The 22,562-nt window shown below is 63.0% G+C and carries 20 protein-coding genes and 1 tRNA gene; 16 read left to right on the top strand and 5 right to left on the bottom strand.

Going from position 1 to position 22,562, the window contains the following annotated elements:
- The first annotated feature begins 78 nt into the window (after positions 1 to 78).
- From EB233_RS24185 to EB233_RS24200, 4 genes are all read left to right on the top strand, one after another.
- On the top strand, positions 79 to 1,521 hold the full coding sequence (locus tag EB233_RS24185; RefSeq protein WP_064991845.1) for a methylmalonyl-CoA mutase subunit beta: 1,443 nt from the start codon (positions 79 to 81) through the stop codon (positions 1,519 to 1,521).
- Complete coding sequence (gene scpA, locus EB233_RS24190; protein WP_064991846.1) at positions 1,518 to 3,641, top strand: methylmalonyl-CoA mutase; 2,124 nt, start codon at positions 1,518 to 1,520, stop codon at positions 3,639 to 3,641. Before EB233_RS24185 ends, scpA begins: the two co-directional genes overlap by 4 nt.
- 82 nt (positions 3,642 to 3,723) lie before the next feature.
- Positions 3,724 to 3,945 (top strand): AbrB/MazE/SpoVT family DNA-binding domain-containing protein, encoded by a 222-nt coding sequence (locus EB233_RS24195; RefSeq protein WP_027053538.1) that lies wholly within the window; start codon positions 3,724 to 3,726, stop codon positions 3,943 to 3,945.
- Positions 3,942 to 4,325 carry a type II toxin-antitoxin system death-on-curing family toxin gene (locus tag EB233_RS24200; protein ID WP_064991847.1) on the top strand — a complete coding sequence of 128 codons (384 nt, stop codon included), beginning with the start codon at positions 3,942 to 3,944 and terminating at the stop codon, positions 4,323 to 4,325. Before EB233_RS24195 ends, EB233_RS24200 begins: the two co-directional genes overlap by 4 nt.
- Here the strand turns inward: EB233_RS24200 and greA are convergent.
- Complete coding sequence (greA, locus tag EB233_RS24205) at positions 4,322 to 4,795, bottom strand: transcription elongation factor GreA (RefSeq protein ID WP_027053536.1); 474 nt, start codon at positions 4,793 to 4,795, stop codon at positions 4,322 to 4,324. The two genes, EB233_RS24200 and greA, sit on opposite strands and share 4 nt — an antisense overlap.
- A gap of 113 nt (positions 4,796 to 4,908) precedes the next feature.
- Here greA and EB233_RS24210 point away from each other — a divergent pair, with 113 nt between their 5' ends.
- Complete coding sequence (locus EB233_RS24210; protein WP_064991848.1) at positions 4,909 to 6,285, top strand: TIGR03808 family TAT-translocated repetitive protein; 1,377 nt, start codon at positions 4,909 to 4,911, stop codon at positions 6,283 to 6,285.
- A 9-nt stretch (positions 6,286 to 6,294) separates the two neighbouring features.
- Here the strand turns inward: EB233_RS24210 and EB233_RS24215 are convergent, their stop codons facing one another.
- The gene (locus tag EB233_RS24215) at positions 6,295 to 7,299 is read right to left on the bottom strand and encodes an asparaginase (protein WP_064991849.1); all 1,005 of its coding nucleotides are present in this window, start codon (positions 7,297 to 7,299) and stop codon (positions 6,295 to 6,297) included.
- Positions 7,300 to 7,424: 125 nt separating this feature from the next.
- Positions 7,425 to 8,591 (bottom strand): acetyl-CoA acetyltransferase, encoded by a 1,167-nt coding sequence (locus tag EB233_RS24220; RefSeq protein ID WP_064991911.1) that lies wholly within the window; start codon positions 8,589 to 8,591, stop codon positions 7,425 to 7,427.
- A 198-nt stretch (positions 8,592 to 8,789) separates the two neighbouring features.
- On the opposite strand from EB233_RS24220, the gene betI reads away from it, so the two are divergent.
- The 6 genes from betI to EB233_RS24250 all read left to right on the top strand — a co-directional run bounded on the left by betI (position 8,790) and on the right by EB233_RS24250 (position 15,738).
- A complete protein-coding gene (gene betI, locus EB233_RS24225; RefSeq protein ID WP_064991850.1) occupies positions 8,790 to 9,380 on the top strand; it encodes a choline-binding transcriptional repressor BetI in 591 nt (196 codons plus the stop codon).
- Positions 9,377 to 10,906 carry a choline-sulfatase gene (gene betC, locus EB233_RS24230; protein WP_064991851.1) on the top strand — a complete coding sequence of 510 codons (1,530 nt, stop codon included), beginning with the start codon at positions 9,377 to 9,379 and terminating at the stop codon, positions 10,904 to 10,906. The genes betI and betC overlap by 4 nt, the downstream gene beginning before the upstream one ends.
- Positions 10,903 to 11,907: a threonine/serine dehydratase family protein gene (locus EB233_RS24235; protein WP_032917389.1), complete on the top strand. Its 1,005-nt coding sequence runs from the start codon at positions 10,903 to 10,905 to the stop codon at positions 11,905 to 11,907. Before betC ends, EB233_RS24235 begins: the two co-directional genes overlap by 4 nt.
- A complete protein-coding gene (betA, locus tag EB233_RS24240) occupies positions 11,900 to 13,552 on the top strand; it encodes a choline dehydrogenase (protein ID WP_064991852.1) in 1,653 nt (550 codons plus the stop codon). Before EB233_RS24235 ends, betA begins: the two co-directional genes overlap by 8 nt.
- Positions 13,553 to 13,616: 64 nt before the next feature.
- A complete protein-coding gene (betB, locus tag EB233_RS24245; protein WP_064991853.1) occupies positions 13,617 to 15,080 on the top strand; it encodes a betaine-aldehyde dehydrogenase in 1,464 nt (487 codons plus the stop codon).
- A gap of 115 nt (positions 15,081 to 15,195) precedes the next feature.
- Positions 15,196 to 15,738: a dihydrofolate reductase family protein gene (locus EB233_RS24250; protein WP_064991854.1), complete on the top strand. Its 543-nt coding sequence runs from the start codon at positions 15,196 to 15,198 to the stop codon at positions 15,736 to 15,738.
- A 25-nt stretch (positions 15,739 to 15,763) separates the two neighbouring features.
- Here EB233_RS24250 and EB233_RS24255 read toward each other — a convergent pair whose 3' ends face one another.
- Entirely contained in the window at positions 15,764 to 18,001 is a 2,238-nt protein-coding gene (locus tag EB233_RS24255; protein ID WP_064991855.1) for a mannose-1-phosphate guanylyltransferase/mannose-6-phosphate isomerase, read from the bottom strand.
- A 189-nt stretch (positions 18,002 to 18,190) separates the two neighbouring features.
- Here EB233_RS24255 and EB233_RS24260 point away from each other — a divergent pair.
- The 5 genes from EB233_RS24260 to EB233_RS24280 all read left to right on the top strand — a co-directional run bounded on the left by EB233_RS24260 (position 18,191) and on the right by EB233_RS24280 (position 20,835).
- A tRNA-Pro gene (locus EB233_RS24260) sits at positions 18,191 to 18,267 on the top strand.
- Between the two features lie 187 nt (positions 18,268 to 18,454).
- Positions 18,455 to 18,799, top strand: coding sequence for a hypothetical protein (locus tag EB233_RS24265; RefSeq protein ID WP_064991856.1), 345 nt, complete (start codon positions 18,455 to 18,457; stop codon positions 18,797 to 18,799).
- Positions 18,800 to 19,228: 429 nt separating this feature from the next.
- Entirely contained in the window at positions 19,229 to 19,513 is a 285-nt protein-coding gene (locus EB233_RS24270; RefSeq protein WP_081294311.1) for a hypothetical protein, read from the top strand.
- A 750-nt stretch (positions 19,514 to 20,263) separates the two neighbouring features.
- Positions 20,264 to 20,413, top strand: coding sequence for a hypothetical protein (locus EB233_RS24275; protein ID WP_335335508.1), 150 nt, complete (start codon positions 20,264 to 20,266; stop codon positions 20,411 to 20,413).
- A 2-nt stretch (positions 20,414 to 20,415) separates the two neighbouring features.
- Entirely contained in the window at positions 20,416 to 20,835 is a 420-nt protein-coding gene (locus EB233_RS24280) for a hypothetical protein (RefSeq protein WP_064991858.1), read from the top strand.
- Between the two features lie 87 nt (positions 20,836 to 20,922).
- Here EB233_RS24280 and EB233_RS24285 read toward each other — a convergent pair whose 3' ends face one another.
- A complete protein-coding gene (locus EB233_RS24285; RefSeq protein WP_064991912.1) occupies positions 20,923 to 22,542 on the bottom strand; it encodes an ABC transporter ATP-binding protein in 1,620 nt (539 codons plus the stop codon).
- Between the last annotated feature and the right edge of the window lie 20 nt (positions 22,543 to 22,562).

Raw genomic sequence — 22,562 nt, forward strand, 5'->3', positions numbered from 1 at the left:
GTCGTGCATTGCGATAACCGACCGGGGACCGTAGACTGAGCCGCCGGGCTGGTGCGGCCACATGAACGAGGAAGATGGATGGGCGCCGGAGCCTTGACCAAGGATGCTGAACCTGTGAACGCGGAGCGCCAGCGTTGGCTGGCCTTGGCGGAAAAGGCGCTGGCCGGCGCGTCCTTCGAGGAAAAGCTGGTTTCGCACACCGACGACAACATCCGCATCGAGCCGCTCTACGACCGTGCGACCGCTGCCGAACCGATCGTGCGCACGAATCCCCGCTCGCCGTGGATCGTCAGTCAGCGCGTCGACGATCCTGATGTCGATCGCGCCAAGGCTCAGGTCCTGGATGATATAGCGCAGGGCGCGACGGGACTGTCGCTCGTCTTCGAAGGCGCTCCCAACGCGTTCGGCTACGGCCTGCCCAGAACCGCGCAAGCGCTGGAGACAGTGCTGGATGGCGTACCCCTCAATCGGGTCCAGATCCGCATCGACACCCACCCGTGGAGCCGGCCCATGGCCGACTGGCTGGTGGCGTTCCTGAGCAAACGCCGGTCCGATCCGGCAAAGCTCAACCTGTCGTTCGGAATCGATCCAGCCGCGATCCTTGCCGGCACCGGCAGGTTGCGCATGTCGATCGAGGCGCTGCAGGAATCGATGCCGCAATCGCTGGCGCATTTCTTCTCGATGGGCGTTCCCGGCGTGCTGCTGGAAGCAGACGGGCGCGTCTTCCACAATGCCGGCGCCACGGAGGCGCAGGAGCTCGGCATCATGCTGGCTTCGGCGGTCTCGTATCTCAGGATGTTCGAGAAAGCACGGCAGCCACTTGTCTATGCCGCACCCCATATCGGCTTCGCGCTCAGCGTCGATCAGGACCAGTTCCTGTCGATGGCCAAGGTGCGGGCGTTGCGCCGGCTGTGGGCACGCGTGCAGGAGGCCTGCTCGATCCCCTATTCCACGGCCAACATCCATGCCGAGACATCATTTCGGATGATGACGGCATTGGACCCGGAGACCAACATCCTGCGCACGACGATCGGCTGCTTCGCCGCCGCGGCGGGGGGAGCAGATTCGATCTCAATCCTGCCGCATACGATCGCGCACGGCCTGCCGGCGCCTTTTGCCCGCCGCGTCGCGCGCAACGCGCAGCTGATCATGGCCAATGAAAGCCATGTCGATCATGTCGCCGATCCCGCCTATGGCTCGGGCGCGGTCGAGGCGCTGACGGCGGACCTTTGCGAAGCCGCGTGGGCGGAGCTGCAGACGATCGAGGCCGAGGGAGGCATATTGTCCAGCCTGCGGGACGGACATATCCAGGCACGCGTTCGCGACACCGCCGCCCGTCGCGACGCCGCCTTCAAGACCGGCGAGCGGGCGATCATCGGCACTACACTCTATCCACAGAGGAGCGAGCGTCCGGTCGAGACGCTGGACGCCGTGCCGCGGCCCGCTTTCGCCGAAGGCGTCGTCCTGTGCGAACCGCTGTTTGCGACCCGCATCGATCAATCCGTCGGGGCCGTCTCTTGATCCCGGATTTCAGTCAGATCGGCTGGGTGCCGCCGCGCCGTGCACCGGTCGAGGTCAAGGGCCAGCGGACGACACCGGAAGGTCTTGTCGTCAAGCATCTCTACAATCAGGGCGACCTCAAGGGCCTGCCGCATCTCGATACCTATCCGGGCCTGCCGCCCTTCGTGCGCGGCCCCTACCCGACCATGTATGTCCAGCAGCCCTGGACGATCCGGCAATATGCCGGTTTCTCCACGGCCGAGGAATCCAACGCCTTTTACCGGCGCAATCTCGCCGCCGGCCAGAAAGGCCTGTCGGTCGCCTTCGATCTCGCCACGCATCGCGGCTATGACAGCGACCATCCGCGCGTCGCCGGCGATGTCGGCATGGCGGGCGTCGCCATCGATTCCATCCTCGACATGCGGCAATTGTTCGACGGCATTCCGCTCGGCGACATGACGGTGTCGATGACGATGAACGGCGCGGTGCTGCCGATCATGGCGCTCTATATCGTCGCGGCGGAAGAACAAGGCGTGGCGCAGAAGGATCTGGCCGGAACCATTCAGAACGACATTCTGAAGGAGTTCATGGTCCGCAACACCTACATCTACCCGCCCAAACCCTCGATGCGGATCGTGTCGGACATATTCTCCTACACGTCGAAGAACATGCCGAAGTTCAATTCGATATCGATCTCCGGCTATCACATGCAGGAAGCCGGCGCGACCGCCGACCTGGAGCTCGCCTACACGATTGCCGACGGTATCGAATATGCCCGCGCCGGTGTCGCGGCAGGACTCGACATCGACCGCTTCGCGCCGCGCCTGTCCTTCTTCTGGGCGATCGGCATGAACTTCTTCATGGAAGTGGCCAAGCTCAGGGCCGCGCGCCTGCTGTGGGCGACGCTGATGAAGAAGAATTTCGCGCCGAAGGACGAGCGCTCGCTGTCGCTGCGCACCCATTGCCAGACGTCCGGCTGGTCGCTGACGGCACAGGATCCCTACAACAACATCATCCGCACCATGATCGAGGCGATGGCCGCGACTCAAGGGCACACCCAGTCGCTGCACACCAACTCCTTCGACGAGGCGATGGCGCTGCCCACCGACCATTCGGCACGCATTGCCCGCAACACGCAACTCATCCTGCAGAAGGAATCCGGCACGACGCGCATCATCGATCCGTGGGGCGGGTCGGCGTACCTCGAACGGCTCACGCATGACCTGGCGACGCGCGCGCTGACCCATATCGAGGAAGTCGAGGCTCTCGGCGGCATGGCGGCGGCGACCGAACAGGGCATTCCGAAGCTGCGCATCGAGGAAGCGGCGGCGCGCACGCAGGCGCGCATCGATTCCGGCGAGCAGATGCTGGTCGGGGTCAATGCCCACCGTCCGGAGAACGACATCGAGGTCGATGTGCTGAAAATCGACAATGCCGAGGTCAGGGCCCGGCAATTGTCGAAGCTGCAGCGACTGAAAGGCACGCGTGAGGTCGCCGCAGTCGAAAGCGCGCTCGATGCGCTGACCCGCGCCGCGCATGGCAATGAGAACCTGCTGGAATTCGCCATCCGCGCCGCGCGCGCCAATGCGACAGTCGGCGAGATTTCGTTTGCGCTCGAAAGGGCCTTTGGCCGCCACGTCGCCACGGTGCAGACCATTTCCGGCGTTTACCGCAAGGCGCTTGGCGACAGTCCCGTTGTCGACGGACTGCAGGACAAGCTCGGCGCTTTCGAGAAGAAAAACGGCAGCAAACCGCGCATCCTCGTTGCCAAGATGGGACAGGACGGCCACGACCGCGGGCAGAAGGTGATTGCCACCGCCTTCGCCGATCTCGGCTTCGACGTTACTGTCGGCGCGATGTTCCAGACACCGGACGAGATCGCGAAACTGGCGGTCCTGCACGACGTCCATATCATCGGCGCCTCGTCGCTGGCGGCTGGGCACCTGACGCTGATCCCCGAATTGCGCGACGCGCTGAAAAAACTCGGCCGGAGCGATATGCTGATCGTGGCCGGCGGCGTCATCCCGCCTCAGGACTACGACGCGGTGCTGCAAGCCGGCGCGGCGGAAATCTTTCCGCCAGGTACTGTCATTCCGGAAGCGGCGGACCGGTTGATGGACCGGCTGCTGGCGGCTGGGTGACCGTTATAATGGCCGTTACCACGGCCATTGCTACACCCAAGACGTTGCGTTATAATTAGCGTTGCAACAGGGATGCAGCGCCATGAACACTACCATTCGCAAGATCGGCAATTCCGAAGGCGTGATCCTGCCTAAGGATCTACTTGACCGCCTGAACATGAAGGCGGGTGATCAACTTCAGATCGTCGAGACGGACAAGGGCATTACCCTCGAGCCGGTGGACGACAGTTTCGAGCGGCAGATGGAAGCTGCCCGCAAGGTCATGGACAAATACAAGGTCGCACTTCAGAAGCTCGCCGAATGAGATGGGAGTTCCTGACCCGGCGCGCGGTTGAAGCAATGCATGCCGAGCAGTTGCGCAGACATGGCGGAGCGCAAGGGTTAAGAGATGAAAACGCTCTCGAATCTGCGCTCGCTCGTGCCGAGAACAAGGCCAATTATGGAGATCCTAAGGTCGAGGATCTTGCAGCCGCCTATGTGTTTGGCATTGCCAGGAACCATGCCTTTGTCGACGGCAACAAGCGGACTGCCATCGTGGCCGCCGGCGCGTTTCTGATCGTGAACGGCTATGTCCTGACAGCCGACAACGGCACGCTCTATGAGTTCGTCATGGCCGTCGCTTCAGGCGAGATCGATGAAGCGGGTGCCGCCGCGTTCTTCCGCGACCATGTCGTTGAGGACTAACTGTCCGAGAGCTTGACGATTTCCCATTCCTTGCCATTGACGGCAGCCACGTCGCCGACCTTCTTGCCGAACAGGGCCACCGCCATCGGCGAAACATGCGAAATACTGCCTTTGGTAGGATCGGCCTCGTCCTCGCCGACTATCTTCCAGTGCACCTTCTTGCCGTCATCGCCTTCCAGCGTGACGCCCATGCCGAAGCGGACAACGTCGCTGCCGGGCTCCGGTACGGAAAGCTCGGCGTTTTCGCGCCGCGCCGTCCAGTAGCGCAGATCGCGAGACACCACCGCGATACGCTCGCGGTCGGCTTTCCTCTCCGCTTTCGCCAGAACGTCGCGCAAATCGGTCAGATTGTCCTCGATCTGCGCCAGGCCGCGCTCCGTCACCAGATTGCGGTGCGTGCTGATCGGCCGCTCGCCGACGCCGGCAATGGCGTTTTCGCTGTCTTCTTCGCGGGTAAAAGCTCTGCTCATCCCCTGAACCTAGGCCTTGAGCGGCTGGTCGACAAGCCATGGTCGCGCAGAACAGGTGCAAACGTCTGGCACGATTCCTGCGACGCCGGGGGCGACACTGGGATTCTGTGCCGATGTTGAACAGACGAACACTACTGACCGGAACCGCCGGCTTTGCCGTCATTGGCCTCGCGCTCGGCAGAGCGGCTGCCGCCAGCCTGACCGGGATCGAAAAAGCCTCGATGCGCGGCTCGATCAACGCCACCGAACTTGGCGTGCAGCCTGGCACCTTCGACGACCAGAGCAAGGCCTTCGCCAAGCTGCTGCGCGACGCGAACGACCGTAACATACCGGTGTTCCTGCCGGCGGGCACCTATGTGGTGTCCAACCTTTCCTTGCCCAGCCGCGTGCGTCTTTCCGGCGTCCCGGGCGCCACGCGGATCGTCTATGGCGGCGACGGCCACCTGTTCATGGCCGAACAGGCCGACCACATCGAACTCAGCGGGCTGGTCTTCGACGGCGCGAACCGTTCGATGGGCGACTATGCGCAAGGGTTGCTCGATCTGCGCCGGGTTGGCCATCTGGTCGTCGACAATTGCCAGATAACCGGCAGCGGCAAGAATGGACTGGCGCTGGAACGCGCGGCGGGCCGCATCGAACGCTCCGACATATCCGGCGCGGCGGACGCCGGCATCTATTCGGTCGAGGCGGCTGGACTGGCGATCACGGGCAACACCGTCTCCGACTGTGCCAATGGCGGCATCCTCGTGCATCGCTGGCAGGCGGCCGAAGACGGCACCATGGTGACAGGCAACCGTGTCGAACGCATCGGCGCGCGCAGCGGCGGGACCGGCCAGAACGGCAATGGCATCAACGCCTTCCGCGCTGGTAACGTCATCATCTCGGGCAATGTCGTCTCGGATTGCGCCTTCTCGGCGATCCGCGCCAACAGTTCCAGCAATCTGCAGATTTCGGGCAACACCTGCTCGCGCTCGGGCGAGACCGCGGTCTATTCCGAATTCGCGTTCGAGGGCGCCGTGATCGGCAACAACATCGTCGACGGCGCGGCCAACGGCATTTCGATCGTCAACTTCAACGAAGGTGGCCGCATGGGTGTCTGCTCCGGCAACATCGTGCGCAATCTGTCGACCAGCGGTCCCTACACCGCCGATCCGCCCGGCTTCGGCGTCGGCATCGCCGTCGAGGCCGACACCATCGCTTCCAACAACGTCATCGAGAACGCGCCGCTCTATGGCATGTCGATCGGCTGGGGGCCTTATCTGCGCAATGTCGTCGCCACGGGCAACATCATCCGCAAGGCTGGCACCGGCATAGTCGTCAGCGTGGTCGAGGGTGCCGGCACGGCCGTCATCTCGGACAATGTCATCGACGGCGCGCTGAATGGCGCCGTCATCGGCCAGCGCTGGGCCGAGCCAGCGACGTCAGACCTCACCCAGTCGAGCAACAGCGGCTTTGCGCATCTGACCGTCGAGCGCAACCGCGTCAGCTGATTGCCGACTTCAGTTCAAGGCTGGGGTCGGCCTCAGCGCCCCGACCTTGGCGCCGATCCGGCTTTCGATGGGCGCGTTCGCCAATTTATGCAGCTTTGCCGCTACGGCCTCATCCGCATGCAACAGCCGGGCAAGCACGGCGGCTGCCATGGCCTCGCCGGCTCGGCCGGCGCCATCATCGCATTTGATCGCGAGGCCGAGGCCGAGTTCAGGTATCGCGCTGCAGTGGACACCTTCGGCCCCGCCTTTCGCAAAGATTCGGCCGGGCGCTGCTTCCATCAAAGCGACATCGGCACGGCCAGTGCCGGCGACGAAGAAGGGCTCGGCCATGCAGGCCGCAAACAAACGCTTCGCCGCCTTGGCGCGTTCGGGACCAAAACCATTCGCCGTGGCCATGCGGGCGAAGCCAAGTGCGAAACTCCTGAGCGGCACGGCGTAGGTCGGGATCGAGCAACCATCGGTCGCCCGCTCATCCGCGCCATGGACAGCACCGGTAACCGATTGCATGGCGTCGCGCACCATCTCCTGCAAGGCGTGCCCCGCCTTGACGTAACCATGGTACGCGATGCCCGTGTGGACACAGGTGCAGAGGAAGCCGGAATGCTTGCCAGAGCAATTATTGTGCAGCGCATTGGGCGAGCCGCCGGCACGCGCGAGCGCGATCTCGGCGTCGTGGTTCGAGGGCCAATGCGTGCCGCACTCCAGCGCCGAACCGTCCAATCCCGCCTTGGCCAGCATGGACCGCGCCAGTTCGACATGCGCCGGCTCACCGGAATGCGACGCGCAGGCCAGCGCCAGTTCGCGGTAGCCGAAGCCATAGGCGTCGGCGGCACCCGTTTCGACGAGGGGCAAAGCCTGGATCGCCTTGACCGCCGAGCGTGGAAAAACAGGCCTCGAAGTGTCACCGATCTCCCAGACCGGCTTGCCATCGGCATCGAAGACCGCGACGGCACCGCGATGGGCGCTCTCCACGATCGCGCCGCGCAGAACTTCGATCAAAACGGGATTTGCCATGTCACCTCCAGCGCATGACCTCGAAAATCGGAACCGATTTTCGAAATGGATCATGCGCAAAATTAAAGTGTTACAGCGTCCTCTGCGCGCCCCAAATGGCGCGCGGCGCTGTAATGCTGGGCGGTTTATCTGATCCGGTCGAGAATGGAAACGTAGTTGGCGACGGCCGCGCCGCCCATGTTGAAGATGCCGCCGAGTTTTGCGCCCGGCACCTGGATGCCGCCGGCTTCGCCGACAAGCTGCATGGCCGTCAGCACATGCATCGACACGCCGGTGGCGCCGATCGGATGGCCCTTGGCCTTCAGCCCGCCGGAGGGATTGACCGGCAGGCGGCCGTCCTTGGCCGTCGTGCCGTCCAGCGCCAGCCTGGCGCCCTCGCCGGGCTTGGCCAGGCCCATCGCCTCATATTCGATCAGCTCGGCGATGGTGAAGCAGTCATGCGTTTCGACAAAGGAGAGATCGTCGAGCGTGACGCCGGCGTTCTTCAGCGCCCGGGTCCAGGCCTGCTCGCAGCCTTCGAAGGCCAGGATGTCGCGCTTCGACATCGGTAAGAAATCCTGCACATGCTCGTTGGCGCGGAAGGCAACCGCACGGCGCATCTTCAACGCCGTCCCGGTATCGGCAAGGATAAGGGCCGCTGCACCATCCGAGACCAGCGAGCAGTCCGTGCGCTTGAGAGGCCCGGCAACGAACGGGTTCTTCTCGCTCTCCTGGCGGCAGAATTCGTAGCCGAAATCCTTGCGCATCTGCGCATAGGGATTGTCGACGCCGTTCTTGTGGTTCTTGGCGGCGATCATGGCCAGCGCATCCGACTGATCGCCATAACGCTGGAAATAGGCCTGTGCGATCTTGCCGAAGACACCGGCAAAGCCGGCCGGCGTCTCACCGTCTTCCGGCAGATAGGACGCTTTCAGCAGGTTCTTGCCGATCTCCGGCCCGGGTGTCGTCGTCATCTGCTCGGCGCCGACCACCAGCACGATGCGGGCCGCGTTGGCGTCGATCGCGCGGATGCCTTGCCGAACCGCCGCCGATCCGGTGGCGCAGGCGTTCTCGACGCGCGTCGCCGGCTTGAAACGCAGCCGGTCGTCGGCCTGCAACACCAGGCTGGCGGTAAAATCCTGCGCCGAAAAGCCGGCGTTGAAATGGCCAAGAACGATCTCGTCGACCTCGTCCGGACCGATGCCGGCATGGTCAAGCGCGTCCGTCGCGACCTTGACGATCAGGTTTTCGAGCGTCTCGCCTTCGAGCTTGCCGAAGCGCGAATGCGCCCAGCCGACGATGCATGCGGTCATGGCGGTCTCCATCCTTGGCACCAGCCTTCCATGAGGCTCTGGGCGCACTTCGGCGTTATTGTTCAAATATAAACATTCTTGCCCGAGCCGTGAAGGGCCGGAACAAGACAATCGTTTGGTACAGGTCGGGCCTATGTCGATTTTTTGTTGATTGACCCGTCAATAAAAAATAATCTCCCCGCAAAAATCGGGAACGGCATGCCTAAAATCGGAATGGAGCCACTGCGCCGCAAAGCGCTTATCGACGCGACGATCTCGGCGATCGGCGAACGCGGCTCGCTTGACGTGACCATGTCCGAGATCGCTGGGCGCGCCGGCGTGTCCTCGGCGCTTGCCCATCACTATTTCGGCGCCAAGGACGAGCTGCTGTTGGCAACGATGCGGCACATACTGGCCGAGCTGACCACAGACATGCGCCGCGCCCTGCAATCCGCCACGTCGCCGCGCCAACGCGTCTCGGCCGTGGTCGCCGTCAACTTCTCCGATATCCAGTTCCAGCCCGAAACCATCGCCGCATGGCTCGCCTTCTATGTCGAGGCGCAGAAGTCATCGGCGCTTCGCCGGCTGCTCAGGGTCTATGCGCGGCGCCTACATTCGAATCTGATGAGCGGCCTGACCGGCATCCTGCCCAGGGCCGAGGCCGACCGCGCCGCCGAAGCGACGGCGGCGATGATCGACGGGCTCTATATCAGACGGGCGCTGAAGGACGGCGTACCCGACGCCGCGACGGCGATCGCGCTGGTCGAAGACTATCTCGAAACCAAACTCGGCGAACGGCATCAACAGTGACAACCAAGCGGCCCAATTTCCTGATCGTCATGGTCGATCAGCTCAACGGTACTTTTTTTCCCGATGGGCCGGCGGATTTTCTGCATACGCCAAACCTCAAAGCGCTCGCGGCGCGGTCGGCACGTTTCAGGAACAACTACACCGCCTCGCCGCTGTGCGCGCCGGGCCGGGCCTCGTTCATGAGCGGCCAGTTGCCGTCGCGCACCGAGGTCTATGACAACGCCGCCGAATTCGCCTCGTCGATCCCCACCTTTGCCCATCATCTGCGCGCCGACGGCTACCACACCGTGCTGTCGGGCAAGATGCATTTCGTCGGACCCGACCAGTTGCACGGCTTCGAGGAGCGGCTGACCACCGATATCTATCCCGCCGATTTCGGCTGGACGCCGGACTACCGCAAGCCCGGCGAACGCATCGACTGGTGGTATCACAATCTGGGCTCGGTGACCGGTGCCGGCGTCGCCGAAATCTCAAACCAGATGGAATATGACGACGAGGTCGCCTTCCATGCCGTGCAGAAGCTCTACGACTTCGCCCGCGTCTCCGACGATGCCGCGCATCGGCCCTGGTGCCTGACCGTCTCCTTTACCCATCCGCACGACCCCTATGTGGCCCGTCGGCAATATTGGGACCTCTATCAGGACTGTCCCGCTCTGGAGCCTGAGATTGGCTTCATCCCCTACGACAAGCAGGACCTGCATTCGCAGCGGCTCTACAAGGCTTCAGACTACGACAGTTTCGACATCACGGCCGAGCAGGTTCGCCGCTCGCGACGGGGCTATTTCGCCAACATGTCCTATCTCGACGACAAGGTCGGCGAATTGCTGTCGGTGCTCGAGCGCACGCGCATGCTCGACGACACGATCATCCTGTTCTGCTCGGACCATGGCGACATGCTCGGCGAGCGCGGCCTGTGGTTCAAGATGTGCTTCTTCGAGGGCTCGGCGCGGGTGCCGCTGATGATCGCCGGCAAGGGCGTGCCGGCCGGGCTGATCACCGCACCGGTCTCCAACCTCGATGTGACGCCGACGCTGTGCGATCTGGCCGGTATCGACATGAGCGCCATCGCGCCATGGACCGATGGTCAGTCGCTGCTGCCGCTGCTCGAAGGCCAGGAACGCACCGCGCCGGTGCTAATGGAATATGCGGCCGAAGGCTCCAACGCGCCGTTGGTGGCGATCCGCGACGGCCGCTACAAGTTCATCCACTGCGAGATCGATCCGCCGCAACTCTATGATGTCGAATCCGATCGGCACGAGTTGAACAACCTCGCCGCCGATCCGGCCCATGCGGATCTGGTGGCGGCTTTCCTGGAAAAAGTCCGCGCACGCTGGGACATGGCCACCTTCGACGCCGCCGTGCGGGCCAGCCAGGCGCGGCGCTGGGTGGTCTATCCGGCGTTGCGAAACGGCACGCACTACCCCTGGGAGTTCCAGCCGCTGCAGAAGGCCTCGGAGCGCTACATGCGCAACCACATGGATCTCAACGTGCTCGAAGAGCAGAAACGCTTTCCGCGAGGCGAATGATGGCAGACCTTCTCGTCCCCTCCCTCGATCATCTCAAACAGGCCTATGCCGTCACCTCCCGGGCGACGCAGATAACGCCCTTGCTGGAATCGGCCGCACTCGCCCGAGAGACCGGTGCGGCGCGCGTCTTCATCAAGCCGGAATCGCTGCAATGGGCAGGGTCGTTCAAGATACGCGGCGCCTATTGGCGGCTGAAGCGGCTTTCGGCCGACGAGGCCAGGAAGGGCGTCGTCGCCTACTCCTCCGGCAATTTCGCGCAAGGGCTGGCCGCCGCCGGCCAGGCGCTCGGCATTCCGGTCACCATCGTCATGCCGATCGATGCGCCGGCCGCCAAGCGTGACGCGACCGCCGGCTATGGCGCGCGCGTCGTGCTGACCGACCATGGCGAGCGCGCGCGCGAAGAGGTCGCCGCCGCCAAGGCGCGCGAGATTGCCGAGACGGAAGGTCTGGCCCTGCTGCATCCCTTCGACGATCCCGAGATCGTCGCCGGCCAGGCGGGCGCCGGGCTCGAAGCGCTCGACCAGCTCGAGGCCAAGGACGCCCACGCGGACCTGCTGTTCTGCTCGGTCGGTGGCGGCGGGCTGATCGGCGGCGTTTCGCTTGCCTTCCACTACCTGTCGCCCGCCACCGAGATCATCGGCGTCGAGCCGGAGGGGTTCAACGGCATGGGTTCGTCGCTGGCACATGGAAGCATTGAGACGATGCCTATCGGCCCGAAATCGATCTGCGACGGGTTGATGTCGCGACGGCCGGGAGACGCCCCGTTCGCCGCGGTCAAGACCGCCGGTGTTCGCGGCATCACCGTCGACGATCAATCCGTGCGGCGGGCAATGAAGATAGCCTTCGAGCGGATGAAGCTGGTGCTGGAGCCGTCAGGGGCTGCGTCGCTGGCGGCGCTGCTCGGTGGCAAGGTGGACGTGAAGGGCAAGACTGTCCTTGTGGTTGCAACTGGCGGCAATGTCTCGCTCGCCGATTTTATGGCGCATATGAACCATGCTTGAAGCGGATTTCGTCATCATCGGCTCCGGCTCGGCCGGCTCGGCCATGGCCTATCGCCTGTCGGAGGACGGCAAGCATTCGGTCATCGTCATCGAGTTCGGGGGCAGCGACATGGGACCGCTGATCCAGATGCCGTCGGCGCTGTCGATTCCGCTCAACATGAGCCTCTACGACTGGGGCTTTGCCAGCGAGCCGGAGCCGCATCTCGGCGGCCGCGTGCTGGCGACGCCGCGCGGCAAGGTGATCGGCGGCTCGTCCTCGATCAACGGCATGGTTTATGTGCGCGGCCATGCGCGCGACTTCGACCATTGGGCCGAGCAAGGCGCGACAGGCTGGGGCTTCGCCGACGTCCTCCCCTATTTCAAGCGCATGGAAGACAATGACGGTGGCGAGGATGGCTGGCGCGGACATGGTGGCCCGCTGCATGTGCAGCGCGGCTCGCGCAAGAATCCGCTCTACGGCGCCTTCGTCGAGGCGGGCCGCCAGGCCGGCTTCGAGCTGACCGACGACTACAACGGCTCCAAGCAGGAAGGCTTTGGGCCGATGGAGCAGACCATCCGTGGCGGCCGCCGCTGGTCGGCAGCGAGCGCCTATCTGAAGCCGGCTCTCAAACGCAGGAATGTCAGCTTGGTCAAGGGTTTCGCCCGCCGGGTGATCATCGAGAATCATCGCGCCGTCGGCGTCGAAATCGAAGCTAACAAACAGATTCAGGTCGTTAAGGCGCGACGTGAAGTGATCGTCGCCGCGTCGTCTATCAATTCGCCCAAAATCCTGATGCTGTCCGGCATCGGGCCAGCCGAGCATTTGCGCGAAAACGGCATCGCCGTCGTCGCCGACCGGCCCGGCGTCGGCCGCAATTTGCAAGACCATATGGAACTCTACATTCAGCAGGAATCGACCAAGCCGATCACGTTGAATTCGGTGCTGAACCCGTTCTCGAAGGCGCTCATCGGCGCGCAGTGGCTGTTCTTCAAGTCGGGTCTCGGCGCCACCAATCATTTCGAGGCGGCGGCCTTCGTGCGCTCGCGCGCCGGTGTCGACTATCCCGATATCCAGTACCATTTCATCCCGGCCGCGGTGCGCTATGACGGCAAGGCAGCCGCGAAGTCGCACGGCTTCCAGGCGCATGTCGGACCGATGCGGTCGAAATCACGCGGCTCGGTGACGCTGCGCTCGCCGGACCCGCAGGCTAAGCCGGTGATCCGCTTCAACTACATGTCGCATCCGGACGACTGGACCGAGTTTCGCCACTGCATCCGGCTGACCCGCGAAATCTTCGGCCAGTCGGCCTTCGACGCCTATCGCGGCAAGGAGATCTCGCCGGGCAGCCACGTCCAGTCGGACGACGATCTCGATGTCTTCATTCGCGATCATGCCGAAAGCGCCTACCATCCCTGCGGCACCTGCAAGATGGGCCGCGCCGACGACGTCATGAGTGTCGTCGATCAGGAATGCCGGGTCATCGGCGTCGATGGACTGCGGGTCGCCGATTCCTCGATCTTCCCGCGCGTCACCAATGGCAATCTCAATGCGCCGTCGATCATGACCGGCGAGAAGGCGTCCGACCACATTCTGGGCCGCACGCCACTGGCGCCGTCCAACCAGGAACCATGGATCAATCCGCGCTGGCAGGTGTCGGACAGATAGGACATGATCCGCCTGACAGAGTGAGCCGTCCATTTTGGGGGGCGCAGACCATTGGAGACCTCCCATGCGCGCCCAGCCCACGGCATCGCACTATGTCAACGGACGCTACATCGACGACGAGCAAGGCGCGCCGCTGCCGGTCATCTACCCGGCAACCGGCGAGACCATCGCCATGTTGCGTTCGGCGACGCCGAATGTGCTCGAACTCGCCATCGAGGCCGCCCGCGCCGCACAGCCCGCCTGGGCGCGGCTGAAGCCGGTCGAGCGCGGGCGCATCCTGCGCCGCGCCGCCGACATTCTGCGTGCTCGCAACGCCGACCTAGCCCGCATCGAGACGCTCGACACTGGCAAGGCGATCCAGGAAACGCTGGTGGCGGATGCACCTTCCGCCGCGGACTGCCTTGAATATTTCGGCGGCGCCGTCGCCGCCTACAATGGCGAGGCGGTCGATCTCGGCGGGCCTTTCGCGTACACGCGGCGCGAGGCGCTCGGCGTCTGCGTCGGCATCGGCGCCTGGAACTATCCCATCCAGATTGCAGGCTGGAAATCCGCCCCGGCGCTCGCCATGGGCAATGCCATGGTGTTCAAGCCGTCGGAAAACACGCCGCTGTCGGCCCTGGCGCTGGCCGAGATCTATAGCGAGGCCGGCCTGCCGGACGGGTTGTTCAACGTCGTGCAAGGCTATGGCGATGTCGGCGCAGGCCTTGTCGGACATGATGTCGTCGCCAAGGTCTCGGTCACCGGCTCGGTGCCGACCGGCCGCAAGGTGCTGTCGCTTGCCGGCTCGAAGATGAAGCACGCCACCATGGAGCTCGGCGGCAAGTCGCCGCTGATCGTCTTCGACGACGCCGATATCGAGAACGCCATCGGCGGCGCCATGCTCGGGAATTTCTACTCCACCGGCCAGATCTGCTCCAACGGCACGCGTGTCTTCGTGCAGAGCCGCATCCACGACCGCTTCGTCGAACGGCTGGTGGAGCGGACGAAGAAGATCCGCATCGGGGATCCGCTCGACCCCGAGACGCAGATGGGACCGCTGGTGTCGAAGGCGCAGCACGAGAAAGTGGTTGGCTATATCGAGGTCGGCAAGCAGGACGGCGCTGTTCTGGCCTGCGGCGGCAACGTGCCCTCGCTGCAGGGGTTTGACGGCGGCTTCTTCGTCGAGCCGACGGTGTTCACCGGCGTCACCGATACCATGCGCATTGCGCGCGAGGAGATTTTTGGGCCCGTCATGTGCGTGCTGAAATTCGACGGCGAGGACGAGGTGATCGACCGCGCCAACGACACCGAATTCGGCCTCGCAGCCGGCGTCTTCACCCGCGACCTGCCGCGCGCCCACCGTGTCATTGCCGAACTGCAGGCTGGTACCTGCTGGATCAATGCCTACAATCTGACGCCGGTGGAAATCCCCTTCGGCGGCTTCAAACAGTCAGGCATCGGGCGCGAGAACTCACTTGCCGCGCTGGCGCTCTATTCGCAGCTGAAGTCGATCTATGTCGAGACCGGGGATGTGGTATCGCCTTACTGACTGGGCAAACGGACTCTTTCTCCATGGCTACGGCTAGCGAGCGCGCCAGGGGGCGCTGGGCCGACTTACTTATCGCTAGTCGACTACGGCGGAGGTAGTCGAACTGAGGACCACCATGCGAAAAGTTGTCTTGATCATGGCCATGTCGATCGACGGATATGTGGTGGGGCCGGAAGGAATGCCGACGGGCGGTTCTCCTGAACCGGCAGAACTCAAGCGCTGGAAACTGGATCGCATACGTCGCGCTGGAACACACATCATGGGGCGCGTCAGCTACGAGGAAATGGGGCCGTACTGGCAAAAATCGGACGATGCATATGCCGAGCCTATGAATGACATCCCTAAGGTCGTTTTTTCGAAAACCCTGAAGGAGGCAACGTGGCCAGATTCCACTATTGCGAAAGGTGATCTACACGAGGAAATCTCTAGATTGAAAAAACAGCGCGGCGGCGAAATCATCGCATGGGGTGGCGCAAGTTTCGCTCAGGCATTGTCGAAGGCAGGGCTGATAGATGAATACGTCATCGTGACTCGGCCAGTCGCCTATGGCGGTGGCAAACCCCTATTCAGCGGTTTGCCGGCCGCACTCACGCTAAACGTCCTCGTGACAGCCGCTTACGACAATGGCACCATGCTTCGCGTCTACGCCCCCGGCTGAACCAGCTTATCGCGCAGGCATCGACTCACCCTTTCTCCGTCGTCCCATCCAGATACTGCGTCAGCGCGCAGACCAGATGGTAGAAGATGCTGGCGGGCACGTCCGACGCCAGCGAGCGGCCGCGTTCGTCGATGCGGTCGATCCACAGGCCGAGCGGCGCCGGGTCGATGTGCCAGCGGAACAGTCGGCCGACGCGTTCCTCGATCTCCGGCTTGAGATCAGGTCCGCCCGAGCCATCCAGCGCAATTGCCGCCTTGACCGCTTCGGCCTGTGGCCAGCTGCGCGAGATCAGGTCCAGCGGCAGCCCCTGCCGGGAGACGGCGCCATAGGCAAGGCCGGTGGCGCGGTTGAGGCCATTGGCGACGGCCGAGGCATAGAGTTTCCTGGCGAAACCGCTCAGTTCGGCCTGACCGCTGCGGCCGGCGAAATCGACCAGAAGCGAAGCCCATTCGAAGTGATGGCCGGGCTCGGTCCAAGTCCCCTTCTCGCCGGCTGACGGCTTCCATTCGTCATCGAAATATTCGCCCAGCGTCCAGCTCTCCCAGTCGAAGAAATGGCTGCGGAAGAGATCGATGATGCGAGCCGCGCGGCGCAGATGGGTACGCTCACCGGTTGCTTGGTGCCAGGCCAGGAAAGCTTCGAGCAAATGCATGTGCGGGTTGGAGTGCCGCTCGCCCTCCCCGTCCGATGTTTCGAGGAAGCCGGTCATGCGATGATCCTCGAGATGCGCATCGAGAAAGGCGAAGGTCTCCTCGCCGAGCCGCAAGGCATCCGGATTGCCCGACATATGCGCATGCGCCAGCGCCAACAGCACGCAGGAGTGATCGTAGGCATCCTCGGTTGCGTCGGCGACCGAACCGTCGACATTCAGCGTGCGTACCCAGCCGCCATTATTGGTGCGGCCCTGCCTGGCCATGAACTCGATGCCATGGCTGATCAGACGATCGGCCGGACCATCCCAGCCGTGCGCCCGGGCGACGGCGAAGGCATAGACCTGCCTCGCCTGTGTGCGCATGCGCTTGGGCTTCATCAGCGGCGAGGCATCGAAACCCAACGCCTCATAAAAACCGCCATGGCGTTCGTCGACGCCTGATGTCGACCATAGCGGCAAGGTCTCCTGGAACAGCCAATGACGCACGCGCCGCCGCCAGGCGCCGCTTTCGATGACGCGGTCGTGCGCCGGCGTGAACCTGGTTTCCAGCCGGCCCGACTTTTCGAGCTGCTCGACAATCTTCTTGACGTGTTGGCTGTGGCTGACCGGTGCGACGAAAGTGGCGTCGGCTGTGGAGACGATGGCGACGTCCTTCATGCCGATCGCCGACAGCAGGCGACCGTCGCTGCGGATGTAGGAGTTTTCGCAATCGATGGCGACGACATCGCCGACAATGACATTGCCCTGATCATCGGCGGGGCCGACATCGAGCAGCGACTGCCAGGAGCCGAGATCGTTCCAGCGGAAGCTGGCCGGCACCATGGCGATGTCTTTTGCCTGCTCCATGATGGCGTAGTCGATCGAGTTCGACGGGATGGCGGCGTAGAGTTCCAGCGGCATGTAGAGGCCGGAGAGGTCCGATGTCGCAGCCTTGTAGGCGGCCTCGGTGGTCTGCCAGATGTCGGGCTGGAAAGCCGCGAAGGCGTCGCGCATGGCGCCGGCCCGAAACAGGAAAATACCGGTGTTCCAATAGAAATTTCCGGCCTGGAGATAGCTTTGTGCGGTGGCAAGATCCGGCTTTTCGAAAAAGCGCGACACTTCGAAGGTGCCGCCGCTTTCGGATGCGACCTCGATATAGCCATAGCCTGTCTCGGGCTGTGTCGGTTTGATGCCGAACACCACCAACTGGCCGGCGCGCGCCGCCTCGGCACCGGCCTCGACGCTCTGCCAGAATTGGCGCGCGGTGGCGATCTCATGGTCCGACGGCACCACCAGCACCAGGCTATCGCCGAATTCGGACAAAGTGCGCAGGGTCGCCAGCGCGACGGCGGCGGCGGTATTGCGGCCGATCGGTTCGAACAGCGGACCACCACCGGCGAGATCGAGGCCGGCAAGGTCGGCATGGACACGGTCGGCATGGCGCTCCGAGGCGATCAGGAAGATCGGTGTTTCACCGCCCGACCTTGCCGTCAGCCGGCGCAAGGTCTTGGCCAGCATGGAGCCGTCGCCGGACAGATCGTGGAACTGCTTGGGATTGTCCTCACGCGACAGCGGCCAAAGCCGCGAGCCGACACCGCCGCTCATGACAAAACTGACGATGCGCTGGGTCATTTCGGTCTCGCTCGGAAGCCTCTTGGTGGCCGGTTGCTAGCACACAAGCCTTAAGCGGTGTCAATCAGATTGGCCGTGCACTGCGATACCATCCATACTTGCGGGAAAAGGCGACGAAATGCGACAGAAGGGCTGCCATTGCCGCTTGCAGGAATGAAGTGTGGCGGCTATAAGCCCGCCGACTGGTCACGGAGTGTAGCGCAGTCTGGTAGCGCACCTCGTTCGGGACGAGGGGGTCGCAGGTTCAAATCCTGCCACTCCGACCAGAAAAAACAGACACTTAGCTTCTGTTTCTCCCGATACCCAAGAGATTTTGGCCTGTGGTTGGCGGACGGCGAACACCCCTCCGTTCTTGCGTCACTTGGACGTCGCGATCGTCACATCTTCCCGGAATTGATCCAGGTGGTTCAATGGCTATGATGCAGCCAGTGAAACGGCGAGCCTGGTGCGGACATGAATTGGACCTCGACAAGAGCCTCGACACCCGTTCTCGCGGTTGTGTTGCTTGCCGTTACCGGCTGCTCATCGCTCGGCCGGACGATCAATCCGGCCAAGTACGACAGCATGAGTTGCACCGAGCTCAACAGTGCGCTGGGCGAAAGTGCCGGCGAAATCTCGCAGACCGCCATCACCCGCGGCAAGGTCGCCAACACCAGCGTGCCGCGCTGGCTGCTTGGCGGCTCGCGCGTAAAGACAGCGGTCGCCAACCGTGAAACCGCCAGGATCGATAGACTTAAGCAGCAGCAGGATGCCATCGCCGCCGCGCGAGCGCGCAAATGTCGGGGGTCAGCGGGCTGAGCTAACGGACGCCACGGTGATCGACAAAGTCTCCGCCATCGTGCCGGTTTTCAACTGAACGTTGGAGCGTCGACTGGCTAGATCCGGCCGCGACTATCGGAGGCCGAAAAAGCTCAGTATCGCTATCACGATGACCACCGCTCCAACGAGCCAGATAATGTTGTTCATGATCTCTCTCCGTGTTGCCTGAGGAAGCACGCGCCTCTGGCGGAGGACGCGGGCCGACCAGCTTTGCTCCTGATCTGCAGCGGACAGCAGACGCGTGCCGGCTGCAGGAATAGAACTGTTAGGCACACCTAATGTTCCGTCGTCCGACAAGATCAACCAGACGTCTGGCTCGTGGCCACATCTTTGGGGAGAACCCGGAACCAATGGCACCGGCGGCAGTTTATCCAAGGAAGGGCTAAATAAGGCAGTGGAGAAATTGCAATGAAAACAATGATCATGTGCGCCTTGGCGCTTTCCCTGGGATTGCCGGCCGTGGCTTCGGCGGCTGAGGCCGATGTGGTTATCAGGACCCACCATCGTCACCACCACCAAGTCAGGATCATCAACGAGGAGGGACAGCGCCTGCATCACCGTCATCACGGCACGATTGCTTTCTACGATCACGGCCGCCGTCATCATCACCGCCGCGATACAGTCGTGGTCACGAGTTCCGTCTCCGCACACCATCACCGCCATCCAGTGGTGATCGAGAACGGCGGCTACTGACCAGCGGCCGCCGGCCCGGCTCCTTACTGAGCCGGGCCGCCTTGGCCATCTTGTCCCAAGTGATCTCCCCACAGATGCGTTCGGAGAGACGCTTTGAAGCCCTTGGCCGGATCTGCAATCTCTTGGAGATTTCGCAACGCGTTCGATTGCTAAATCCGTGCCACCTCGTCGGCTGTCGTGAAATTCCGATCGGTCGGCCAATCCTGACACACCATTACTTGTAGCGTGGACTTACCTGCTTGGGTGCCCGTCAAAAGCAGAGGGTTCGCTCGCCGTTCAAAAGCGGCGAACGAACCCTATCGGCGCAGGAAGGGACGTGGCTGCGCCAATTATAAATCTTCGTTATGGGTTTCTGCGGGGTGTTCAGCCGAGGACTATTCCGATCGCCATCAAGGTTATGGCGACCGCGAAGACCGGCGCGAGCAACCAACGCGCCTGGCCAACACTCTTTTCCATCGGCTTCCTCCCAAGAAACTTGTAGCCGACAACGGTGACAAACACCGGCTGTTCCGCATGCCGCCGGTGGCAAGACCATTGCTTTTTTGAGATCAGACTTAGGTCCCAAATTCTGCCAGACCGAAGTCCAGTCGATGGAACGTTTCGATCCCGTCCTAGTTCGGTTGATTGGGCGCGAGAACAGTCCGCGAGGACAGTCAAATAACGCGGAAATGGACGAGTATCATTATGTCGAATCGGGAGACCGCAAGATCCCATGCCCTAGGGACGCGCGTAGCTGACCTCAAGACCAGGATGCAGAAGGCTCGCATCAGCGAGAGCGAAATCAAGACCTTCCAAAAAGTCGCGGCCATCATGCAGGACGGTCAGGGCGGCATTGATGGGGACGATCTGATCGCCGCGTCATTCGTTGCCGACAAACAGTTGGACGAGAGCAATTCCTGATCATGCGAACAATCAGCAGGCTTTTTGATTCGCATGCCGAAGCGGCACGGGTTGCTGGAGACCTAGTGGCCGTTGGTGTTCCTCGCGTGCAGATTGCTGTTATCGGGCCCTACCAGGACGAGGTTGGCATTCTAAGATCCCCGGGTGTCATCCTTGGTGCTGTCGGTGCGGTGTTGGCCTGCCTGAGCGCCATGATCGTTTACGGCGGACTATCGGCAACAGCACTGATCTGGGCGGCCTGCGGCGGCGGTGCCGGCGGCTTCCTCGGCGCCTGCATCACCGCCGCCACGAAGCTGGATGATCGCAGCGTCGCCGAGCGGATCGTCTTGGTGACGGCGCATGTCGATGAACATGAGACTGACATCGCTCAAGCAGTGCTCGGCGGTTGCGCTCCCTGCGCATTTATCGCCAAAGCAGCATGACCATTGGCCAGCGGCCGACGAAAGGCCCGCCCAGGCGCGAATCCCCGGGATCGGCGGGCAGAGCAAACGGACGCCGCAAGCGACGTTTCATGCGCTCAGCCGGAACCGCGTCACATCGATCGCGGCATTCATCAACGTCTGCGTGTAGGGCGCTTGCGGATTGCTGAAGATCGCCTCCGTCGGCCCCTCTTCGACGATCTTGCCTTGCTTCATGACGATGATGTAGTCGGCCATGGCGCGCACCACGGCGAGGTCGTGGCTGATGAAGAGGTAGGACAGTTCGTGGTCCGCCTGCAGTTTGCGCAACAGTTCGACGATCTGTTTCTGCACAGAACGGTCGAGTGCGGAGGTCGGCTCATCCAGCACGACCATTTTGGGTTTCAGGATCATGGCGCGGGCAATGGCGATGCGCTGGCGTTGCCCGCCCGAGAATTCATGCGGATAGCGGTTGCGGGCGTTGGGATCGAGGCCGACTTCGCGCAAGGCCTCGACCGCGCGCTGATCGCGCTGTGTGGATGAAAGGTTCGGCTCATGCACCAGCAGCCCTTCGGTGATGACCTGGCCGACGGTCATGCGCGGCGACAGCGAGCCGAACGGATCCTGGAAGACGAGTTGCATCTGGCGCCGCAGCGGCCGCATCGCCTGCCGGTCGGCAGTGGAAATGTCGCGATCACCAAAACGGATCAAGCCATCGCTCGGCAACAGCCTCAGCAAGGCACGGCCGAGCGTCGATTTGCCCGAACCGGATTCGCCGACGATGCCGATGGTCTGGTTACGCTGCAGCCGGATCGAAATGTCATCGACGGCACGCAGCATCAGCGGCTCGCCGGCCAAAAACCCACCGCCGATCCTGAAGGTAACTTCGACATTCTTGCCTTCGAGCACCACGGGGGCATTTGCGGGCGGCGGCGCCTTGGTCCCGGTCGGCTCGGCCGCCAGCAGCATTTTGGTGTAGGCATGCCGCGGGTTGGCGAAGATCGCTTCGGCCTCGCCCTCCTCGACGACCTCGCCCTGGCGCATGACATAGACCCGGTCGGCGAAGCGCCGGACGATGCCGAGGTCGTGGGTGATGAAGACGATGGCCATGCCGAGCTTGCGCTGCAGTTCGGCGAGCAGCATGAGGATCTGCGCCTGGATGGTCACATCGAGCGCCGTCGTCGGCTCGTCGGCGATCAGGATGTCGGGGTCGTTGGCGAGCGCCATGGCGATCATCACGCGCTGACGCTGGCCGCCGGACATTTCGTGCGGATAGGATTTCATCCGCCGCTCGGGGTCCGGAATATGCACGAGCCTTAAAAGCTTGAGCGCCTCTTCGCGTGCCTCGGCGGCATTCAGTCCGCGATGCCGGCGGATCGGTTCGATCAGCTGATTGCCGATCGAATAGAGCGGATCGAGCGACGTCATCGGCTCCTGGAAGATCATGCTGATCTTGGCGCCACGCACCTTGTTCAGGTCGGATTTGCTCAGTGTCAGCAAGTTGCGGCCGCGATAGTCGACATGGCCCGTCGCCTCGCCGTTCGAGGCCAGCAGGCTCATCGCCGCCATCATCGTCTGGCTCTTGCCGGAACCGGACTCGCCGACGACGGCGACGGTCTCGCCCGCATTGACGTGGATGTTGATGCCCTTCACCGCCTCGACCGCGCCGTCGAGCGTGCGGAAGCGGACGCGCAGATCCTTGACGTTGAGGATCGTTTCGGGAGTGGCCATTTCAGCGGTTCCCATCTTTA

This window comes from Mesorhizobium erdmanii (assembly GCF_013170725.1).
GTDB lineage: Bacteria > Pseudomonadota > Alphaproteobacteria > Rhizobiales > Rhizobiaceae > Mesorhizobium > Mesorhizobium erdmanii.

Bases quoted from the DNA above. Each gene is read 5' to 3' on its own strand.
- EB233_RS24185 (WP_064991845.1), top strand. From the start codon at position 79: ATGGGCGCCGGAGCCTTGACCAAGGATGCTGAACCTGTGAACGCGGAG.
- EB233_RS24195 (WP_027053538.1), top strand. From the start codon at position 3,724: ATGAACACTACCATTCGCAAGATCGGCAATTCCGAAGGCGTGATCCTG.
- EB233_RS24200 (WP_064991847.1), top strand. From the start codon at position 3,942: ATGAGATGGGAGTTCCTGACCCGGCGCGCGGTTGAAGCAATGCATGCC.
- greA (WP_027053536.1), bottom strand. From the start codon at position 4,795: ATGAGCAGAGCTTTTACCCGCGAAGAAGACAGCGAAAACGCCATTGCC.
- EB233_RS24210 (WP_064991848.1), top strand. From the start codon at position 4,909: ATGTTGAACAGACGAACACTACTGACCGGAACCGCCGGCTTTGCCGTC.
- EB233_RS24215 (WP_064991849.1), bottom strand. From the start codon at position 7,299: ATGGCAAATCCCGTTTTGATCGAAGTTCTGCGCGGCGCGATCGTGGAG.
- EB233_RS24220 (WP_064991911.1), bottom strand. From the start codon at position 8,591: ATGACCGCATGCATCGTCGGCTGGGCGCATTCGCGCTTCGGCAAGCTC.
- betI (WP_064991850.1), top strand. From the start codon at position 8,790: ATGCCTAAAATCGGAATGGAGCCACTGCGCCGCAAAGCGCTTATCGAC.
- EB233_RS24235 (WP_032917389.1), top strand. From the start codon at position 10,903: ATGATGGCAGACCTTCTCGTCCCCTCCCTCGATCATCTCAAACAGGCC.
- betA (WP_064991852.1), top strand. From the start codon at position 11,900: ATGCTTGAAGCGGATTTCGTCATCATCGGCTCCGGCTCGGCCGGCTCG.
- betB (WP_064991853.1), top strand. From the start codon at position 13,617: ATGCGCGCCCAGCCCACGGCATCGCACTATGTCAACGGACGCTACATC.
- EB233_RS24250 (WP_064991854.1), top strand. From the start codon at position 15,196: ATGCGAAAAGTTGTCTTGATCATGGCCATGTCGATCGACGGATATGTG.
- EB233_RS24255 (WP_064991855.1), bottom strand. From the start codon at position 18,001: ATGACCCAGCGCATCGTCAGTTTTGTCATGAGCGGCGGTGTCGGCTCG.
- EB233_RS24265 (WP_064991856.1), top strand. From the start codon at position 18,455: ATGAATTGGACCTCGACAAGAGCCTCGACACCCGTTCTCGCGGTTGTG.
- EB233_RS24270 (WP_081294311.1), top strand. From the start codon at position 19,229: ATGAAAACAATGATCATGTGCGCCTTGGCGCTTTCCCTGGGATTGCCG.
- EB233_RS24275 (WP_335335508.1), top strand. From the start codon at position 20,264: ATGCAGAAGGCTCGCATCAGCGAGAGCGAAATCAAGACCTTCCAAAAA.
- EB233_RS24280 (WP_064991858.1), top strand. From the start codon at position 20,416: ATGCGAACAATCAGCAGGCTTTTTGATTCGCATGCCGAAGCGGCACGG.
- EB233_RS24285 (WP_064991912.1), bottom strand. From the start codon at position 22,542: ATGGCCACTCCCGAAACGATCCTCAACGTCAAGGATCTGCGCGTCCGC.